Origin of the sequence: Labedella populi (assembly GCF_004078655.1) — a bacterium.
GTDB classification, from domain to species: Bacteria; Actinomycetota; Actinomycetes; order Actinomycetales; family Microbacteriaceae; genus Labedella; species Labedella populi.
Map to the genome: position 1 here is coordinate 333406 of NZ_RZNC01000001.1, position 17851 is coordinate 351256.

At 68.6% G+C, this 17851-nt stretch carries 18 protein-coding genes; 4 read left to right on the forward strand and 14 right to left on the reverse strand.

Translation table 11 applies throughout. The features are described from left to right. Nucleotides 1–3 precede the first annotated feature (3 nt). Genes ELQ92_RS01675 through ELQ92_RS01720 form a run of 10 tightly spaced genes read right to left on the reverse strand, consistent with a single transcriptional unit; the run spans nucleotide 4 to nucleotide 10571 of the window. On the reverse strand, nucleotides 4–1944 hold the full coding sequence (locus ELQ92_RS01675; RefSeq protein ID WP_128497221.1) for a cytochrome c-type biogenesis CcmF C-terminal domain-containing protein: 1941 nt from the start codon (nucleotides 1942–1944) through the stop codon (nucleotides 4–6). Further along, on the reverse strand, nucleotides 1944–2354 hold the full coding sequence (locus tag ELQ92_RS01680; RefSeq protein WP_128497222.1) for a cytochrome c maturation protein CcmE: 411 nt from the start codon (nucleotides 2352–2354) through the stop codon (nucleotides 1944–1946). The genes ELQ92_RS01675 and ELQ92_RS01680 overlap by 1 nt, the downstream gene beginning before the upstream one ends. After that, entirely contained in the window at nucleotides 2351–3085 is a 735-nt protein-coding gene (gene ccsA, locus ELQ92_RS01685) for a cytochrome c biogenesis protein CcsA (RefSeq protein WP_166426668.1), read from the reverse strand. The genes ELQ92_RS01680 and ccsA overlap by 4 nt, the downstream gene beginning before the upstream one ends. Further along, nucleotides 3082–3474 carry a c-type cytochrome gene (locus tag ELQ92_RS01690; RefSeq protein WP_128497224.1) on the reverse strand — a complete coding sequence of 131 codons (393 nt, stop codon included), beginning with the start codon at nucleotides 3472–3474 and terminating at the stop codon, nucleotides 3082–3084. The genes ccsA and ELQ92_RS01690 overlap by 4 nt, the downstream gene beginning before the upstream one ends. Continuing rightward, the gene (locus ELQ92_RS01695) at nucleotides 3465–3899 is read right to left on the reverse strand and encodes a hypothetical protein (RefSeq protein ID WP_128497225.1); all 435 of its coding nucleotides are present in this window, start codon (nucleotides 3897–3899) and stop codon (nucleotides 3465–3467) included. Before ELQ92_RS01695 ends, ELQ92_RS01690 begins: the two co-directional genes overlap by 10 nt. A 1-nt stretch (nucleotide 3900) precedes the next feature. Next, entirely contained in the window at nucleotides 3901–6399 is a 2499-nt protein-coding gene (gene ctaD / locus ELQ92_RS01700) for a cytochrome c oxidase subunit I (RefSeq protein ID WP_128497226.1), read from the reverse strand. A 2-nt stretch (nucleotides 6400–6401) separates the two neighbouring features. Next, nucleotides 6402–7460: a cytochrome c oxidase subunit II gene (gene coxB, locus ELQ92_RS01705; RefSeq protein WP_128497227.1), complete on the reverse strand. Its 1059-nt coding sequence runs from the start codon at nucleotides 7458–7460 to the stop codon at nucleotides 6402–6404. After that, nucleotides 7457–7828: a cupredoxin domain-containing protein gene (locus tag ELQ92_RS01710; protein WP_128497228.1), complete on the reverse strand. Its 372-nt coding sequence runs from the start codon at nucleotides 7826–7828 to the stop codon at nucleotides 7457–7459. The genes coxB and ELQ92_RS01710 overlap by 4 nt, the downstream gene beginning before the upstream one ends. Further along, complete coding sequence (locus ELQ92_RS01715) at nucleotides 7825–9597, reverse strand: GMC family oxidoreductase (protein ID WP_128497229.1); 1773 nt, start codon at nucleotides 9595–9597, stop codon at nucleotides 7825–7827. Before ELQ92_RS01715 ends, ELQ92_RS01710 begins: the two co-directional genes overlap by 4 nt. A 2-nt stretch (nucleotides 9598–9599) precedes the next feature. Further along, complete coding sequence (locus tag ELQ92_RS01720; RefSeq protein ID WP_128497230.1) at nucleotides 9600–10571, reverse strand: gluconate 2-dehydrogenase subunit 3 family protein; 972 nt, start codon at nucleotides 10569–10571, stop codon at nucleotides 9600–9602. 131 nt (nucleotides 10572–10702) lie between these two features. Here ELQ92_RS01720 and ELQ92_RS01725 point away from each other — a divergent pair, with 131 nt between their 5' ends. Further along, the gene (locus ELQ92_RS01725) at nucleotides 10703–11620 is read left to right on the forward strand and encodes a cytochrome c oxidase assembly protein (protein ID WP_166426669.1); all 918 of its coding nucleotides are present in this window, start codon (nucleotides 10703–10705) and stop codon (nucleotides 11618–11620) included. Next, entirely contained in the window at nucleotides 11613–13568 is a 1956-nt protein-coding gene (locus tag ELQ92_RS01730) for a BCCT family transporter (protein WP_128497232.1), read from the forward strand. Before ELQ92_RS01725 ends, ELQ92_RS01730 begins: the two co-directional genes overlap by 8 nt. Nucleotides 13569–13611: 43 nt before the next feature. Here the strand turns inward: ELQ92_RS01730 and ELQ92_RS01735 are convergent, their stop codons facing one another. Beyond that, a complete protein-coding gene (locus ELQ92_RS01735) occupies nucleotides 13612–14268 on the reverse strand; it encodes a GntR family transcriptional regulator (protein WP_128497233.1) in 657 nt (218 codons plus the stop codon). 85 nt (nucleotides 14269–14353) lie between these two features. Here ELQ92_RS01735 and ELQ92_RS01740 point away from each other — a divergent pair, with 85 nt between their 5' ends. Then, nucleotides 14354–15370 carry an aldo/keto reductase gene (locus tag ELQ92_RS01740; RefSeq protein ID WP_128497234.1) on the forward strand — a complete coding sequence of 339 codons (1017 nt, stop codon included), beginning with the start codon at nucleotides 14354–14356 and terminating at the stop codon, nucleotides 15368–15370. Here the strand turns inward: ELQ92_RS01740 and ELQ92_RS01745 are convergent. Both ELQ92_RS01745 and ELQ92_RS01750 read right to left on the reverse strand, forming a co-directional pair. Further along, the gene (locus ELQ92_RS01745) at nucleotides 15340–15774 is read right to left on the reverse strand and encodes a hypothetical protein (protein WP_128497235.1); all 435 of its coding nucleotides are present in this window, start codon (nucleotides 15772–15774) and stop codon (nucleotides 15340–15342) included. The two genes, ELQ92_RS01740 and ELQ92_RS01745, sit on opposite strands and share 31 nt — an antisense overlap. Before the next feature lie 127 nt (nucleotides 15775–15901). Further along, complete coding sequence (locus ELQ92_RS01750) at nucleotides 15902–16294, reverse strand: hypothetical protein (RefSeq protein WP_128497236.1); 393 nt, start codon at nucleotides 16292–16294, stop codon at nucleotides 15902–15904. 227 nt (nucleotides 16295–16521) lie between these two features. Between ELQ92_RS01750 and ELQ92_RS01755 the strand changes: the two genes are divergently transcribed. Further along, nucleotides 16522–16935, forward strand: a complete 414-nt coding sequence (locus tag ELQ92_RS01755; RefSeq protein ID WP_128497237.1) for a BLUF domain-containing protein — start codon at nucleotides 16522–16524, stop codon at nucleotides 16933–16935. Between the two features lie 19 nt (nucleotides 16936–16954). Here the strand turns inward: ELQ92_RS01755 and ELQ92_RS01760 are convergent, their stop codons facing one another. Continuing rightward, nucleotides 16955–17851, reverse strand: coding sequence for a LysR family transcriptional regulator (locus ELQ92_RS01760; protein WP_128497238.1), 897 nt, complete (start codon nucleotides 17849–17851; stop codon nucleotides 16955–16957).

Consider the following 17851-nt stretch of genomic DNA (forward strand, 5'->3'; position numbering starts at 1 on the left):
GTCTCACGAGGCCCTCACGGGTTCGTTGCGGGCTTCCTCGACACCGGACCGAGCCGCAGTGCGGCCTCGACGGGCCGGGAGGAGGCAGATCGCTCCTCCGAGAGCGACGAGCGAGCCGGTGCCCCAGAGCCAGGGGACGAGCGGGATGGAGGCGATGCGGACGGTTGCACTGTCGGTGTCCGGGTCGACGTCGAGAAGGGAGACGTAGACGTCACCGCCGAGCCGGCTGTCGATCGAGGGGCCCGCCAGGACGGCTGCATGGTCGGGGTAGTACCGCAGCTCAGGAGCCGCTTCGCTCGATCCGGTATCGGTAGAGACGACGAGCCGCGCGCGCGCGGTCAGGGTCCGCCCGTCATCGACGCGCTCGACGGAGACGAGTACGGCGTCGACGTCCCCGAACCGCGCCGCTTCCCCGATGGCGAGGGTTCGCTCGGCGACGGTCGACTGCCCGCCGGCGACGATGGCCACCGCACTGAGCGCGATTCCGATGTGGGCGACAACCGATCCCACCGTGGTCGGACGGAGGGCGCGCGCCGTCAGGCGGCGTCCTCCCGTGACGGTCACGAAGACGGCGAGCGCTGTCGTGACGACGGTACCGACATCGCGCACGACGATCCCGCAGACGAGCGCGGCCGCGGCGCCGGCCGCCGTGGCCGCGACCGTGCTCGGAGAGAGCCCGCGTCGATCGAGGAGGAGTGGTGTCACGGCCATGAGGACGAGGACGGCGACGGCGAGCGGGGCGAGGGTGCGGCCGTACCACGGCGGACCGATGGACACCGTCGCACCCGTGGTCGCGGCGACGATCGTGGGTGCGACGGTTCCGACCAGGACGACGGCGAGAACGAGGAGCAGCGCGATCCGCCCCGCCCGCAACGCCGTCCATGGCGCTCCGCTCGACGCCGCGCTGGGAGCGGGAGGGTCGAGCCGTCGTCCTCTCAGGATCGCCAGGATGAGCCAAGCCCCCGTGCCGAGTGCGGCGACGACCCCGAGGAGCCCGCCCACGGGCGAGAGCGCGAAGGCGTGGATACTCGCGACGACACCCGAGCGGGTGAGGAAGGTCGCGATCAAGACGAGTACGAAGGGCAGACCGGCGGTGATGGCGGCCCAGCGCCGCCACGACGGCCCCCGCGTGCGTGGTCCGACGGAGTGCAGGACGACGGTCGCAGCGAGCCAGGGGAGGAGGGAGGCGTTCTCGACCGGGTCCCATGCCCAGTAGCCGCCCCATCCGAGGACGGCGTACGACCACCAGGCGCCGAGTCCGATTCCGACGGTGAGGAGGACCCAACCGACGAGGGTCCATCGGTGCGTGCTCCGGCGCCAGACCTCGTCGAGGTGCCCACGGGCGAGCGCGACGAGGGAGAGGATGTATGGGACGAGCATGCACGCGAAGCCGGCGTAGAGCAGGGGCGGGTGCACACCCATCGCCGGGTGGTCCTGGAGGAGCGGGCTGGGCTTCGCCTGCTCCGCGGCGTCGGCGGCGAAGGGCGACTCGACGAGGGAGATCGTCGTAAACGAGAGCAGTGTGGCGCCGAGTGCCGCCGTATGGATGGGAAGAGCGGCGCCGGCTGAGCGCCCGACACCTGCCGGGACCCGCGCGACGAACACCGCGGAGACGATGGCGACCACCAGGGACCAGAGAAGGAGGGAGCCGTCCATCGCCGACCACAACGCCGTGATGCGGTAGAAGGTCGGGAGCGCGTCCTCGGTCACGACCGTCACGAATCCGAGGCGCTCGTCGCGAGTGACGAGTGCGATCTCCACGAGGACGACCGCGGCGAATACGAGTGCCCCCGTGGCGATCACCGCCCATCGGCCGACGCGCTCGGCGACGGGTGCGACGGGCCGCCATCGGGGCGCGGCCGGGAGGACCGCCGCCGCGAGGACGAGCGCGCTCGATGCGACGGCGAGGACCTGCAGGGTCAGACCGATGGTGGCGGGAGGCATCAGGACCCGGGCTCCGGGGCGCGGTACTCGTTCGAGTGCCGCATGACGATCTCGGTTCCCAGGAAGACGTCGTCCGCACCCCAACTGCCGACCACGACGGCCCCTTGACCCTCCTGTATGACGTCGGGCAGGCGTCCGGGGTAGACGACCCGCATGTCCGACTCGCCGTCGCTCAAGACGAGGGAGGATCGGCTGTCACCCTCATCGAGCGAGCCTTCGACGACGAATCCGCCGACGCGGACCTCCCGGTCGAGCCGTCCGGCATCGATCGCCTCCGTCGGCGTGAGATAGAACGTCACGGATTCGTTCGCTCCCGTGAGGGCGAGGGCGCCGAGGCCGACGCATGAGGCGACGAGGATCGTTGACGCGATCGCCCTCCGGCGCCGGGGAGAAAAGGGCGCTCCGGTCATCGGGACACCGTCGGTACAGGGTCGGATCGGTGTGGTGCGGGCTTCGGACCCTGCGGCGTCGGGCGTCCTGACGACGCCGGTGGCAGCAGGCGCTCGTGCCGGAGCCGGACGATGAGACTCGTCACGAGGCTCGCTGCGAGGACGGCTGCCGCGAGTGCGGCTCCCATCCGCCCGTCGATCGGAGGCGACAGGCTCGGCGCGAGCACCGTCGCCGGTTGATGCAGGGTGCGCCACCAGATGACGGAGAAGTGCACGAGCGGAGCGCTCGCAAAACCGACGACACCGACCATCGCGGTGAGGCGCCGTCCTCGGCTCGTGCTCGTCAGGGAGTCGAGACACAGGTAGGCGACGTAGACGAGGCCCATCGCGAGCGTCGAGGTGATCCGTGCGTCCCAGATCCACCAGGTCCCCCAGGTGGCGGATCCCCACAGGCTTCCCGTTGCGAGAGTCAGCGCCGTGAGCACGACACCCGCCTCGGCCGCCGCTCGGGCGAGGCGACCGGCGCCTGATCCGGTGCGCATGAGGCCCCAGAGGTTCGCGATGAGCACGCTCAAGAAGCAGAGGTAGGCCGACCACGCTGCCGGCACGTGCACGTACATGAGCTTCTGGATCCCGCCCTGGACCGCATCCGGTGGGGCGAGGACGCCGAGGACGAGCGCGACGACGGTCGCGACGGCGGCCCCGGCAAGCCACCACCGGTCGACCCGTCGGTCCCGGCCGGTCGTGATCACTGCCGATAGAGGTATGCCGCGATGTCCTGTGCGTCCTGCTCGGTGACTCCGAGGTCGGGCATCAGCGTTCCCGGCTCGATGCTCTGCGGGTCCTGCAGCCATGCGATCAGCTCCTCGGCTCGGTTCGGTATCTGTCCTGCGATGTGGTCACGGTCATCGAATCCGTGAAGGTCCGGCGCGATGGAGTCGTCGTCGACGCTCGCGACGTCGGGGAGGCTGTGGCACGACGCGCAGCCGTATTCGAGCACCGCGGCTCGGCCACGTTCCGGGTCGCCGGAGACGCTGCGTCCCGGTGGGGCCGGGCCGGACGAGCACGCCGTCGTGAGGGTTACGGCGAGTGCGGCCACAAGAGCGATGAGCGGGAGGCGGCGTCGAGCAGTCACTGGCATGCTCCGTAGATCAGCGGATTCGCACCGATGAGCACGACTCCGAACGCGAAGAAGAGGGACGAGGCGAAACCCACGACGAGGAGGAACACGCGCAAGCGGAACCCGCTCGATGCGCGTCCGCGTCGCAGCAGCACGGCGCCGACTGCTGCCGAGATGACGCAGACGGCCAACATCGCGGCGTTCAGGGCGATGAGTACCACGGTGAGACCGGCCACGGGTTGCGGGTGTCCCACGCTCGACGCCGCCGAGCACGTGAAGTCCTGAACCGCGTACGAGCCCGCGAGCGAGACCAGCCACGCGACGATCGGCACGAGGAACGTGAGGAGAGGCACGAGGGTGCCGTCGGATCGGTCACCCTCGCCGTTCCCGCCCGCGAGCTCCTCCGGGGCCTCCTCGGCCGACCGGTCCCGCTCCAGCCGGTCCACGTCAGATCACCGCCAGGGGGAGGAGATCCGTCGTGACCCAGGTGATGACCCAGCAGACCGCGACCGCGCCCCAGAGGAGCGCTGCGTACTCCGACAGGATCGCTGCCCGGGAGTGCCGCTCATGGCGGAGCCGCCCGAGGAGCACGAGTCCGGTCGCCGAGAGCCCGACGACGGCGAGGACCGTCTGCGCGGCGAGAAGCACCCACGCCGACGACTGGTACGCGTCGTCGGCGGGGTCGAGTCCGCTCGTCGTCCAGGCGACGACGACGAGGGCGAGCGCCGCGGCTCCCGCCGCCCCGGCGACGGCGATGGAGAGGAGGTGGCGGTGCTTCTGACCCGACCCCCGCGAGGACGTCCGTCCCCACCAGGAGGCCGCCGTCGCGAGGATCAGCAGGAGGGCGATCCCGCCGAACAGTAAAGGCCGGCCCACCGTCTCCTCGAACGGCCACACCGGGGCGTTCACCTGGAGGTAGAGCGCCGAGAAGGCCAGGGTCGAGACGCCCACCACGAGCGTGGCGGCGGTGAACGTCGCCCCCCACCAGCCGATGGCGTGAGGCCCGGAGCGTTCGAACTCGAACTCCGCCGCGGACTCGGGGTGGAGGTGTCGCCGCTCGCCTGATTCGTTCGACCACGCCCAGCCGCCGAAGCCGACGAGGGCCATCGCGAGACCCACGGCGGCGAGGATGTACCACTCGGTCAGGAGTGCGGCGGCCACGAGCCCCAGACCGACCGGGGGCACGATGGGCCAGAAGGTGGGGCCGGGGAGGTGGACGGCGGCATCCGGGTCGGCGGCGATCGGCGTCGTCAGCGGGGTCGCACGGACCGCCGTCGGTCCGTGGTCGAAGACCGTACGCACGCGGTCGTACCGCGGATCGTCGTCCTCTTCGTCCCAGGCGGGGGTGCGGCTCGCGACGATGGGCACCGCCGGCCAGTTCTCGGACGGTGGGGGAGAGCTCGTCGTCCATTCCAACGAGTCGCCCTGCCAGGGGTCGTCGACGGCCGGCCTCCCCCGGAAGGCCGAGTGCGCCAGATTGACGGTGAGCACGACGACGCCGGCCGCGATCACGAACGCTCCGACCGTCGAGAGGAGGTTCACCGTGTCGATGCCGAGTCCTGTCGGGTACGTGAAGACACGTCGCGGCATGCCCCAGAGACCCGTGAGGTGCATGGGGAAGAAGGTGGTGTGGAAGCCCACGAAGATGAGCCAGAACGCCACGACGCCCGCCCGCTCCGAATACCGGCGGCCGGTGAGCATCCCCCACCAGTGATGGAGTCCGGCGAAGATCGGGAAGAGCATGCCCCCGATGAGGACGTAGTGGAAGTGGGCGACCACGAAGTACGTGTCGTGTACCTGCTGGTCGAAGGCGGTCGACGCCACCATGACGCCCGTGATGCCTCCGGCGACGAAGGTCACGATGAAGCCGAGGGCGTAGAGCATCGGCACGGTGAAGCGGGGCTTGCCGAGCCACAGCGTGACGATCCACGCGAAGACCTGCAGGCCGCTCGCGAGGGTGATCGACATGCTCGCGGCGGTGAAGAACGACATCGTGATCGACGGCAGACCGACGGTGTACATGTGGTGCACCCAGAGGCCGAGGCTCATCACGGCCGTGGATGCGAGCGCGATGACGACGAGCGGGTACGCGGCGAGCTTCTGCTGGCTGTGGGCCGGTACGACGTGACTGATGATGGCGGCGCCCGGCAGGAACATGACGTACACCTCGGGGTGTCCGAAGATCCAGAAGAGGTGCTGCCAGAGCAGCGGATTGCCGCCGATGCTGTCGTCGAAGAAGGCCGTTCCCACGGTGCGGTCCAGTTCGAGCAGCGTTGAGGCCACGATGAGCGGGATGAACGCGACGATGATCATGAAGGCGACCGCGAGCATCGTCCACGCGAAGATCGGCATGCGATTGAGGGACATCCCCGGCGCTCGCATTACGAGGATGGCCACCGCGAGCTCGATCGCGGCTCCTACGGCCGAGATCTCGGCGAGCGTGAGTCCCGTCAACCAGAAGTCCATGGCGTGGTCGGTGAAGTCCCGGCTGAGAGGCACGTACGCGAACCAGCCCGTGTCGGGGACGAGAGCGAACAGATAGCTGGAGTACAGGATGATGCCGCCGATGAGGTAGCACCAGTAGTTGAAAGCGTTCGCCCGAGGGAACGGGAGGTCCCTCGCCCCGATCATGAGGGGGAGCAGATAGTTCGCGAGCCCCTCGAGGAACGGCACGGCGAAGAGGAACATCATCGTGGAGCCGTGCATCGTGAACAGCTCGTTGTACGTCTCGGGTCCGAGGAAGTCGTTGTCGGGCCGGGCGAGCTGCACGCGCATGAAGAGCGCCTGCACTCCACCCACGAGGAAGAACACGAAGGCCGTCACCATGTAGCGGATGCCGACGTCCTTGTGCTGGACCGCGGTGAAGAGCTTTCGCAGTCCGCGGGGATTGGTCCAGAGCTCCTCGAAGTCCCTGGCGCGGCCGATCGCCGTCGTGTCGGTCGTCATCGTCACTCCAGGCTTTCGAGGTAGTCCAGGAGGTACTGGAGGTCCTCACCGTCGAGGTCCGTCCCCGGCATCTGATTGCCCGGCTTGATCGATTGTGGGTCGAGTATCCAGCCGGCCAGGTTGCCGCGGTCGTTGGGGAGGATGCCGGCGGCGAGGGTCTCGCGACTCGCGATGTGCGTGAGGTCCGGCCCCACCTCGCCTTGCGCCGCCGTCCCCTCGATCGTGTGGCAGTAGACGCACGACGACGACATGAAGATCTGTTGTCCACGCTCGACGGATTCCGTCGGGTTCGCTTCGAGCAGCCGTGGAGCGGGTTCCTGCTGGGCGGCGATCCAGCCGTCGAACTCGGCAGGGGAATGCGAGATGACGAGCATCCTCATGAGCGCATGATCGAGTCCGCAGAACTCGGCGCACTGACCCCAGTAGGTCCCTGGTTCATCGGTCGAGAGCCAGAGGGCGTTCGTCCGACCGGGGATGGTGTCGACCTTTCCACTCAGTTCGGGGACCCAGAAGCTGTGGATGACGTCGGCTGAGCCGAGTTCGAGTCGGACCTTGACACCCGTCGGGATGTGGATCTCGTTGGCGGTGGTGACCTCGTAGTCCGGGTAATGCACCTCCCACCAGTACTGGTGGGCGATGACCTCGACGACGGGCCCGTCCGTCTCCTGTTCCGGATCGATATCCCGGAGGACCGTCGCCGAGACGGCGGTGAGGAGGGCGATGACGACGGCGGGCACGAGCGCGCCGGCCGCCGCGATGAGCCAGAACGGCCGTCGGCCATCGGCGGGGTCGGGGTCGTCGGGGCCGCGGGAGCTGTGGTCCTGATCGTCCTTGCGACGACGGCGCAGCACGGCGACGATGAGCGCGGCGGTCACGATCACCCACACGGCGGTGCCGAGGACGAGCATGAGCTGCCAGAGCCCGTCCACCGCCTCCGCGCGCTCGCCCCGCGGGGCCAGGATCGACTGCTGCTCGTTCGGGTCCACAGTGCAGCCCCCGAGGAGCAGGGCCCCTCCGACGACGAAGAACCAGGCTGCGGTCGCACGCGTCGCGGTCCTCATGACGGCTCCTCGACGGTGATCGTCCCGGCGGTCCGTTCGTCGTCGAACCAGTAGACGTATTCTCCGGGTTCGTCGAAGACTCGGGACAGCGTCTCGCCCGGACTCAGCCGCTCGGGGCCCCACTCCGGCTGATCCGAGGAGAGGATCGCATCGGCTCCGCGGCCGAGGGTGATCGTGTGGGCACCGTCGCCGATGTTGCGCCAGCGGACCTCCGCGCCCGTCTCGACGGTGACCGCCGCGGGATCGGGGAGTGCGCGGTCGGCGCTCACGTCGTCCACCGAGATGAGGGACGCAGCGCTCGGTGATGCGCAGCCGGACGTGGCTGCGGCAGCGACGAGCACCGTGAAGGAGAGAAGCAGCCGTCTCATGTCAGCAGCTCCCCTGGTGCGCCGAAGTACCGGTCGCGGATCGCGTCGGCCGTGCGATAGGCGAGCGCGCCGACGGTGCCGCTCGGGTTCATGCCGGGGTTCTGGGGGAAGAGAGCCGCCCCCGTGACGAACACGTTCGGCGTGTCCCAGACCTGCCCGTAGCTGTTCGTCACGCTGTTCGAGGGGTCCGAACCCATGATCGCGCCCCCGGTGGTGTGGGTGCTCTGGTACTGGTCGTAGCGGTAGTCGGGGAGTTCTGGGGACGTCGTCTTCCGCGTCGGTCCCATGGCGTCGATGATCTCCTCGCAGCGCGCGGCGATGAAGCGATACATGTTCCGCTCGTTGTCGCGCCAGTCGAAGGTGATCCGGAGGAGCGGTAGTCCCCACGCGTCCGTGAAGTTCGGGTCGAGATCGCAGAAGTTGCCGGCATAAGCAGGGCTCTCGCCCTCGATCCCGATGGTCGCGATGCTGTCCCAATGGCGGCCGAGTTGTGCTTTCCAGTCGGCGCCCCATTGCCGATCGATGAGGCCGTCGAGGAGGGTCTGGGCCGATCCGATGGGTTCGCGTTGACCGGCGTTCGGGTAGATGCGGGCGCCGCCGACGAAGTCGACGTCGCTGTGGTCGAAGTTGTCGGCGTTGTAGTCGAAGATCTGCGGGACGGTGCAGCCGTTGCCCATGAAGAAGTTGAAGCGCTCGCCCTCCCAGAGGCCCTTCGCCGGGCTCTGCGACATCTGGTAGGTGTAGTTCCGGCCGAGCTGGCCGCGATCGTTGCCGATGCCGTCGGGGTGCGCATCGCTGCGCGCCATCAGGAGGTTGCGGACGTTCTCCAACATGAACGAGGACGAGACGATGATCTCGGCCGGCTGCACGTGCTCCTCCATGGCGGAGTTGATGTAGCGGACGGCCGTCGCCCTCCCGGAAGAATCGGTGTCGATACCGATGACGTGGGAACGCGTGCGCACCTCGTACCGCCCTGTCGCGAGCGCCGGCGGCAACCACGTGGTGAGAGGACTCGTCTTCGCTCCGACCTCGCATCCGTAGCGAGTGCAGAAACCGCAGTACAGGCACCCCGCTCGCACGTTTCCGTACGGGTCGGTGTAGCCCTGGGAGAGAATGCCGGCCGGTGTCGGGAACGGGTGGTGGCCGAGCGCGGTCGTCGCTTCCGTGAACCGTCGACCGAATCGGCTCTCCGCGAGCGGCGGGTTCGGGTAGTCGCGATTCCGCGGACCCTCGAAGGGGTTGCCACCGGGCACCACGGTTCCCCCGAGGTTGCCGGCGCGACCCGATACTCCCATGTCGTACTCGAGCGCGTCGTAGTACGGCTCCAGATCCTCGTAGCTGATCGGCCAGTCCTGCACCGTCATCTCATCGGGCAGCTTGTCCGCACCGTAGCGCTCGGTGTAGTGGCTGCGATACCGGAAGTCGCTCGGATGGAAACGCCAGGTGAGCGCCGTCCAGTGCACGAGGGAACCGCCGAGGCCCTGTCCCGGGTTGAACGAACCGTACTGGCGCATCGGCAGAGCAGCGGCGCCCTCGTGCGGTCGCCATGTCCACGAGACCTGGGAGAGGTCCTGCATCATCTCGAAGCGGTTCTCGTACTTCAGGCTGTCGTGATTGTGAGCGAAGTCGGGGTAGGTCCAGCGCTCGCCGCCCTGCTCGATGGACACCATGGAGAGCCCGGTCCCCGGGAGGATGCGGGCCGCGAGGATCGAAGCCGTCATGCCGGCACCGATCGTCACGATGTCCACGGGGTCGTGGGTGATCACCATCGTCAACCGTCCTTCACGCCGTCAATCGGCTGCTCGAGGGCCGGGATCGAATGCTCGTCATGTCGATCCGGGTTCATGGTGGGGAGGTTCTCGAGGGACTGCGGCTTGCGACGGGTGCCGAGCAGCATCTCCGTCGGGGTCCACGCCCGTTGGTACCCGGGATAGCCGATGAGCGCCCACCCGACGAGGTTGCGGTTACCGCCGTAGGACGGATCGGCGAACATGCCCTCGATGGCGTCCTCGCGGATCGTCGAGAAGAACTCACCGGGGTTCAGGTCGCCGAAGGCCGAGCGGGCTTCCGTGAACCCCTCCTGGTCGGGCCCGCCGCCCGAGCCGCCCGAGCCGCCCGCCCCGCCCGGCGTGTTCTCGCCGCCCTGGTCGCTGTTCTCGCCGCCCTGGGAACCCTGCTGAAGCCGGTCGAGGACGTCGAGCGCTCTGTCCTGCTCTTCGGGTCCCAGCTCGGCGAAAGCGGCGCCGAATCGCGCAACGGTGAACCCGTCGAACGCCTCGATGCCGCGGCGATAGAGCTCATGCGGGAGGACGCCCGACTGGTAGCCGTAACGGTAGAGCTGATCGGACGACACCGTGAGCACAGCGTCGCCGATGGGGACGGGCCCCGACTCGATTACGTCAACGTAGGGTTCGGCGAGAAAGCTCGGTTCCGCGAAGGCGGAGAAACGGGCGAGCTTGCCGTCGATGTAGTCGACGGCGCCAGCCTCGACGCCGCCCGGGTCACCGAGCGTTCCGGGAATGAGCCGCGCAACGATCGCGGTGACGATGGTCCTTTCCGCTGCGGTGAGGAACGGCCGGAGTTCGGCGCCTGGCGTGCTCGTTCCGTCGGGTGCGAACATGCCGTCGGATGTGCAGCCGACGAGGACGAGCCCTCCCACCGAGGCGACCGAGCCGAGGAAGAGCCGACGAGTGATGCCGCTGTGCGCGCCCGTGATCGTGTGGTCACTTTCCGCGTCCGTCATCCGGCGCCTCCCGGTGCATATCGCTCGATCGCGGGCCACGCTTCCAAGAAAATGCGGGACGGTGAACGGCTTGACTTGACGCGAACCATCCTGTTAGTTGGGCCTGGTTCCTGACCGAACGGAGGGCGCAGGTGCATCACGAAGTGGCGGCGCTCCTCCGCCTCGACGTCTTCGGCGTCGTGGTGGGGTTCCCCTCACTCGTGGCATATGTCGGAGGAGTCGTCACCCTGCGCCGGCGCGGCGACCCGTGGTCGATAGCGCGCAGCGCGAGCTTCGCGAGCGGCATCCTCGTGCTCCTCGCGGTGACCTGCACGCCGCTCGGGGTCCACGCGATGGTCACCGTCAGCGGACACATGCTTCAGCACATGGCTCTCAACATGGTGGTGCCCATGCTGCTGGTCCTCGGCGGCCCGCTCACCCTCCTGCTGCGTACCGTTCCATCGTCGATGCGGCGATGCGTGGTAGCCGCCGTGCATTCGTCGCCCGTCCGCTTCGTGACACATCCGTTCGTCGCGACGACGATCTTCACCGGCAGCCTGTTCCTCCTCTACTTCACTCCCCTCTTCGAGATCGCGATGTCGAACCCAGCGGGGCACGTCTTGATGCAGGCGCATTTCCTCGCCTCGGGGTACCTGTTCTTCTGGCTGGTCCTCGGCACCGACCCCGGCCCTGGTCGCCCTGTCGAGATCGCACGGGTGCCACTCGTGGTCACGATGGCCGTCGCTCATACGGTCTTCGCCTTCGTGGTGGTCTTCACGAGGAGCGTGCTGGCCGAGGGGTATTTCCGCGCCGTGACCATGGCGGACGAGCAGTCCCTCCGAGCGGATCAGGCGCTCGCCGGAGGGATAGCCTGGGGGATCGGTGAGCTCTCGACCGCGGTCGTCATCGTCATCCTCCTCCAGCAGTGGTTCGCACGCTCGGAACGGATGGAAGCGACACGGCGGCGGGCACGGCGGAGGGCTGGTGTCCGTCGCGCGCCGGGCGGTCCGGGAGCGGCCGCAGACGAGCCCGATCGTTACGATGTGAGGAGGATCGACAACCATGCCTGATTCGAACGATTCGTCGTCGCCGGAGATCCACCCGGCGCTGATCCCGGGCCTCGGTGTCGAGCAGACCAACCGGGCGTTCCGCACCGACCGGGTGGTGTTCGGTGTCGCGATCGGCTTCGCCGTCGCCTTCATCGTGTGGGGCATCCTCGGCGGGGACAGCCTCGGCGATACGGCGAGTGCAGCGCTCGACTGGGTGGTCGAGTACATGGGCTTCTTCTTCACGACCCTCGCGACGGTCGTCCTCGTCTTCATGCTCTTCGTGGGCTTCGGCCGCTACGGGCGCATCAGGCTCGGGCGGGACGACGAGGAACCCGAGTACAAGGTGTTCTCATGGATCTCGATGCTCTTCGCCGCGGGCATGGGCATCGGTCTCGTGTTCTGGGGTGCCGCTGAACCGCTGACGTTCTTCGAGTCGCCGCCGCCCGGAACGGTCGAGGCCGGCACGATCGCCGCGATGCACACCGCGCAGGTGCAGGTGCTCTTCCACTGGGGGCCCCAGGCGTGGTCGTTCTACGCACTCGTCGGCGGCGCGATCGCCTACGGCGCGTACCGCAAGGGCCGCACTCCGCTCATCTCCTCGATCTTCGCTCCGCTCCTCGGTGAGCAGCGCACGAACGGTCCGGTGGGCCGGATCATCGACATCTTCGCGATCATCGTCACACTCTTCGGTACCGCGGCCTCGCTGGGACTCGGCGCCCTTCAGATCGGTCATGGTGTCGAGCTCGTGGCGGGCCTCGGTGACCTCGGCAACGGGCTCGTCATCGCGGTCATCGCCGTCCTGACGGCGGCATTCATCGCCTCGGCGGTCTCGGGGGTGTCGAAGGGCATCCGTGCTCTGTCGAACATCAACTCCGTGATGGCGATCGTCCTCGCCTTCTTCGTGTTCTTCGTCGGCCCGTCGATGCTGATCCTCAACATCATCCCGTCGGTCGCGGCCCACTTCATCGGCGACCTGCCGGACCTCATCGGCCGTTCCGGTTCGCAAGGCGAGCAGACGCAGGCCTTCCTCTCCGCGTGGACCATCTTCTACTGGGCCTGGTGGATCTCCTGGTCCCCCTTCGTGGGCATGTTCATCGCGAAGATCTCGCGCGGCCGCACGCTCCGGCAGTTCGTCTCCGTCGTGGTCCTGGTGCCGTCCGCCGTCTCGTTCCTCTGGTTCGCGATCTTCGGGACCACGGCGATCGACCAGCAGATGAACGGGGCCGGCCTCGAGGTGTCACCGCCCGAGAACGTACTCTTCGGGGTGCTCGGCAATCTGCCCTTCGCGGGATTCACGACGATACTGCTCGCCGTCCTCGTCGCGATCTTCTTCATCACGGGAGCGGATTCCGCCTCCCTCGTCATGGGAACCCTGTCGCAGCAGGGTCGCCCCGACCCATCTCGGTGGGTCACCGTCCTGTGGGGTGCGCTCGTCGGGTCGATCGCCGCCGTGCTCCTCGCGACCGGAGACGGTTCCGGGGAGGGGCTGCAAGCGCTCCAGAACGCGACGATCGTGGCGGCGCTGCCCTTCGGGGTGATCATGGCCGGCATGATGATCGCGTTGGTGAAGGACCTGCGGCGCGACCCGCTCATCCTCCGCGACGCGTATGCGGAGCGGGCGGTGCGCCACAGCGTGCGCACCGGCCTCGAGGAGTACGGTGACGACTTCGCGCTCGTGCCCAGCGAGTACGACCACTCGAAGGACGACCTCGCATGGGTCGAACCGAACGTCGACGAGCAGTTCGGGAAGGTCTACACGACCTCGGAGACCGGGATGATGCCGATCATCTCGGAAGACGATGCCGCTCGGGCGAAGGCGACGCCGGAGCAATCGATCCCGGATCGCTCGACGTGGGCGCCTCCGGGCCTCGGCGGCGAGACACCCGGAGCCGGCCCGGGTTCGAATCCCGTCCGGGAGGGCCCGGACGCTCCGAAACGCCGACGCGCGCCGGACGAAACCGACGACTAGGTTCGGCCGACGTCGGTCTGCCGTCTTTGCCCAGCCGGTCCGCTCAACTCGCCTCTGACGTGTCGGGGAGGCTCCGCCAGGTGTCGAAGGCCACGCGCTTGGCGCCCTCGACGTCGCCCGCCTCGCACAAGTCGATGAGTCGTTCGTGCATGCGCAACGACTCCGCGCCGTCGTCGGATCGGAACCGCTGCAGCTCCGCGCGCCGGACGAGCGGTCCGAAGTGCTCGAGGACCGATTGGAGTGCACGGTTGTCTGCCGCCGCGACGGGCACGGCGTGGAAGTCGTCGTCCGCCACGAGCGCGGCCGCCGCGTCCTTCTCCGCGAGAGCCTTCTCGAATCGGCGGTTCGCTTCGCGCATCCGGTCGATCTCGGCCGCGCTGAGCTTCCCGGCCGTCTCCCCGACCGCGAGTTCGTGCATGGCGGCGACCACGTCACGGGCCTCCTGCAGGGCGCGCGCATCGATCAGGCTCACGGTGGTCGAGCGACCGGGGAGAGAGACGACGAGGCCGCTCGTCGCAAGGCGGAGGAGCGCTTCGCGGACGGGCGTCCGGCTCACTCCGATCCATGCGGCGAGTTCCGCATCCTTGAGCTGCTCGCCGGGCTCGAACGTTCCGTCGACGATGGCGTCCCGGAGTCTCTCGTAGACGTTGTCGCGCAAGAGCGTGCGTTCAGTCGTGGGGGAGTCCTGAGGAATCGGCATGCAACATATTGGACACATCGGGGCCCAGGATCAAAACCGACGCCACCCGGTCCCGGATGTCGGAGCACGCGCCTATGCTGCCGGTATGACCGACGCGACGACGCCCTCCCTCCTCGGATCGACGACCCTCGGAACCGCTCAGCGCGACTCGACACCACTCACCGTCTCGCGCCTGGGGCTCGGGTGCATGGGCATGTCGGCGTACTACACGGGAGCCGGCCTCGATGACGACGCGTCCATCCGTACGCTGCATCGCGCGATCGATCTGGGCGTGACACTCTTCGACACCGCCGAGATCTACGGCCCGTACCTCAACGAATCGCTCCTCGGCCGAGCGTTCGCCGGTCGTCGCGACGAGGTCGTCATCGCGACGAAGTTCGGCAACCAGGCAACACCCGAGGGTGGGCGCGTCGTCGACGGGACGCCGGAGAACGTGCGCCGCTCGATCGAGGGCTCGCTCGAGCGACTCGGCACCGATCACGTCGACCTCTACTACCAGCACCGCATCGACCCGAACACGCCCATCGAGGAGACCGTCGGAGCGCTCGCCGAGCTCGTTCAGGAGGGCAAAGTCCTCCACATCGGTCTGTCCGAGGCCTCCGTCGACACGATCCGGCGCGCGCACGCCGTGCACCCCATCACGGCGATCCAGACGGAGTACTCGCTGTGGACGCGCGATCCGGAGGCCGAGCTGCTCCCACTGCTGCGCGAGCTCGGCATCGGCTTCGTGCCGTACTCGCCACTCGGGCGCGGCTTTCTCACGGGCGAAATCCGGTCCGTCGACGCTCTCGACGAGAACGACTTCCGCCGCAACAACCCGCGCTTCGCCGACGGCAACCTCGAGTCGAACATCCGCATCGTCGAGGAGGTCGACGCCGTGGCGGCCGAGGTCGGGGCGACGGCGGCCCAGGTCGCTCTCGCGTGGTTGCTCGCTCAGGGCGACGACGTCGTCCCGATTCCGGGGACGAAGCGGGTCGAGCGCCTCGAGGAGAACGTGGGGTCGGCGGACGTGCGCTTGACCGACGCGCAGCGCGCACGGCTCTCGGCGCTCCCCGCGCCGGCAGGCGACCGCTACGCGGACATGACCCCGCTCGGTCGCTGACCGCCACGATCGCGGCGGATTGCTCCCGCGCTATTCGAAGAGGGCAGCGTCTCGCTCGATTCGTCCCCGGCGCAGTCGGTGGCCAGATCCCCGTCCCAGGCCTTCGACGTCGCGAGCATTCGGAGGACGATGACCGTCGCAAGAAGGCTGAGGGCGACGGCCATCAGGATGGCGATCACCCCGATCGGGCTATCGGCGGCGGGGAGCTTCGGTGCCGCCTCGCTGTAGGTTCGGGCGTGCGTCGGTGCCGCGACCGAGCCCCCGACGAGGACGCAGACGACGATGAAGAGCACCGCGGCCACGGCGACCGCCGTGACGACCGCACGGCGGCGCACGGGCCGTGTTTGGACGATCTGCGACGCTGTGGCACGAGCGTCGCATGGAACGTCTGATGCAGCGGGCATGTGTCCTTCTCCTCTGACGGGTACGTCTACAAGGAGAGAGATCCGCCACCCCGAATAGTGACGCCGATCAGGTGAGAATGCGAAGCCCCAATGAAGGGGGACCGGAGGATCGACCCCCGGACGGGGATCAGTTGATTGCGACCCCGCCGGACACGAGCGGCTTCTCCGTTCCGGGGATGACGGCCATGATGACCGCGACGGCCGCTGGCGCGAACAGGACGATGAAGTCCATGAGGGTCAGGCCCGTGGGCAGGAGGCCCCAGACGGTGTGGTCGACGAGCCCCGCGAGACCGAGCAGAATCAGGATGCCGCCGGACAGCAGGAGCACGCCGCGGATGGCCGCGCCGCTACTCGCGAAGAAGCCGACCGAGAGGAGGGCGACGGAGAGCACGAGATAGAGGATGTCGACGAAGATGTCGACGTTGAAGATGCCGAGGAGGTGACTGCCTTCGACGAAGAGCCCGAGGAAGCCGTGACCGCCGTAGAGGACGCCGAGGATGACCGCGAGTGCTTTTCCCATGTCTCCATGGTGGCGGCAGCGGCGGAACCCGCGCAGCCCCTTGTCATCGGGCCGTGGACGCGCAAGAGCACCGGTGCGGGCGCGGCCGGCTCAGCCGGCAGCACCGACCTGCTTCTCGACCGGCACCGTGCCGGCCACCCGTTCTCGCCGAACCGTCGCGTGTGCGAGGCTGTCAGCAGCAACAACGTGGCGATCGGTGCGTGGTGCGTCGGAGTAGGGGGACCAGGGTGTTATCGATCGTCTATTCGAGTAGGGCCTCGGATTCGTTCGACGAGGCGTACCTCGTGGATCTCCTCCTCCGCAGCCGGAGGAACAACAAGCGACTCGGTCTCTCGGGGATGCTCCTGCACCACGGCGGCCATTTCCTCCAGGCCATCGAGGGGCCGGAGGACGCATTGCGCGAGCGGATGGCCATCATCGCCTCCGACCCGCGCCACTCCAGCCTTCGGATGCTGCTCGAGGAGGAGATCCCCGAGCGGACGTTCCCCGCGTGGACGATGGGACACGTGGAGGCCGACGACGAGCCGGCGGCACCCGGGCTGCGGAACGTCTTCGAGGCTCTCGCGGCCGGCGGCGACGTGAGCGACTCCCTGCCGTCGCTCCGGGAGCTGATCCGCTGGTATCAGGTCCGCGCGGCCTGAACCCCGGAGACTCGGGGGCTCACGCGGTGAAGCCCGCGACGGTGTCGCGGAGAGCACCGCGGACGGCGAGCACACCCGGTCGCGCGGCGCTCGATCGCCGCGCACTCGAGAACACCTCCCGGTGCGGTGAGCCGTCGAGTTCCACGAGCGCGACGTCGGCCGGTCCGCCCGCCCAGACCAGGTCCGGCAGGAAACCGACGGCGGCGCCGGACCGGATGAGCCGCATGTGCGCGACGAGGTCGGCGGTCTCGAAGCGCACGTCGGGCTCGAATCCGACGGCGCGGCACGTCTGCAGCGCCCACGTGCGCGACGCCGTGCCGCGAGGCTCGAGGACCCAGGGCAGCGACACCGCGTCGGCGAGCGACCCCACCCTCCAGGGTCCCGTGGGCGGCGCGGCCAACCGGATCACGTCGGTCAGGAGGTGCTCGCGGTCGAGTTCCGGGCGCAGAACCCGGGTGTGACCGGGGTACTGCTCGGCGATGACGAGGTCGAAGTCGCGGGCCGAGACCTCGAAGAGCCCGATGTCGGGCTCGCGCTCGACGACCTCCACTCGCAGCTCCGGGAAGTCCTGGGCGACGCGCGCGAGAGCCGACGGCACGACCGCATGGGCGGCCGACTGGAACACCGCGAGTCGTACCGTTCCGGTCACCTCGTCGAGCGAAGCGGCGAGTTCGCTTTCCGCGAGTTCGAGTTCGTCGAGGAGTCGGCCGGCGCGGCGGGCGAGCAGCTCGCCCTGCGGCGTGAGCAGCACGCGCCGACCGCTTTTCTGGAGCAGTTCGACCCCGGTTTCGCGCTCGAGGAGGGCCAATTGCTGAGACACCGACGACGGGCTGTAGCGGAGGGCGTCGGCCACGGCGGCGAGGGTCCCGCGCAAGTGCAGTTCGTGGAGAAGCCGCAACCTCCGCATGTCGAGCAT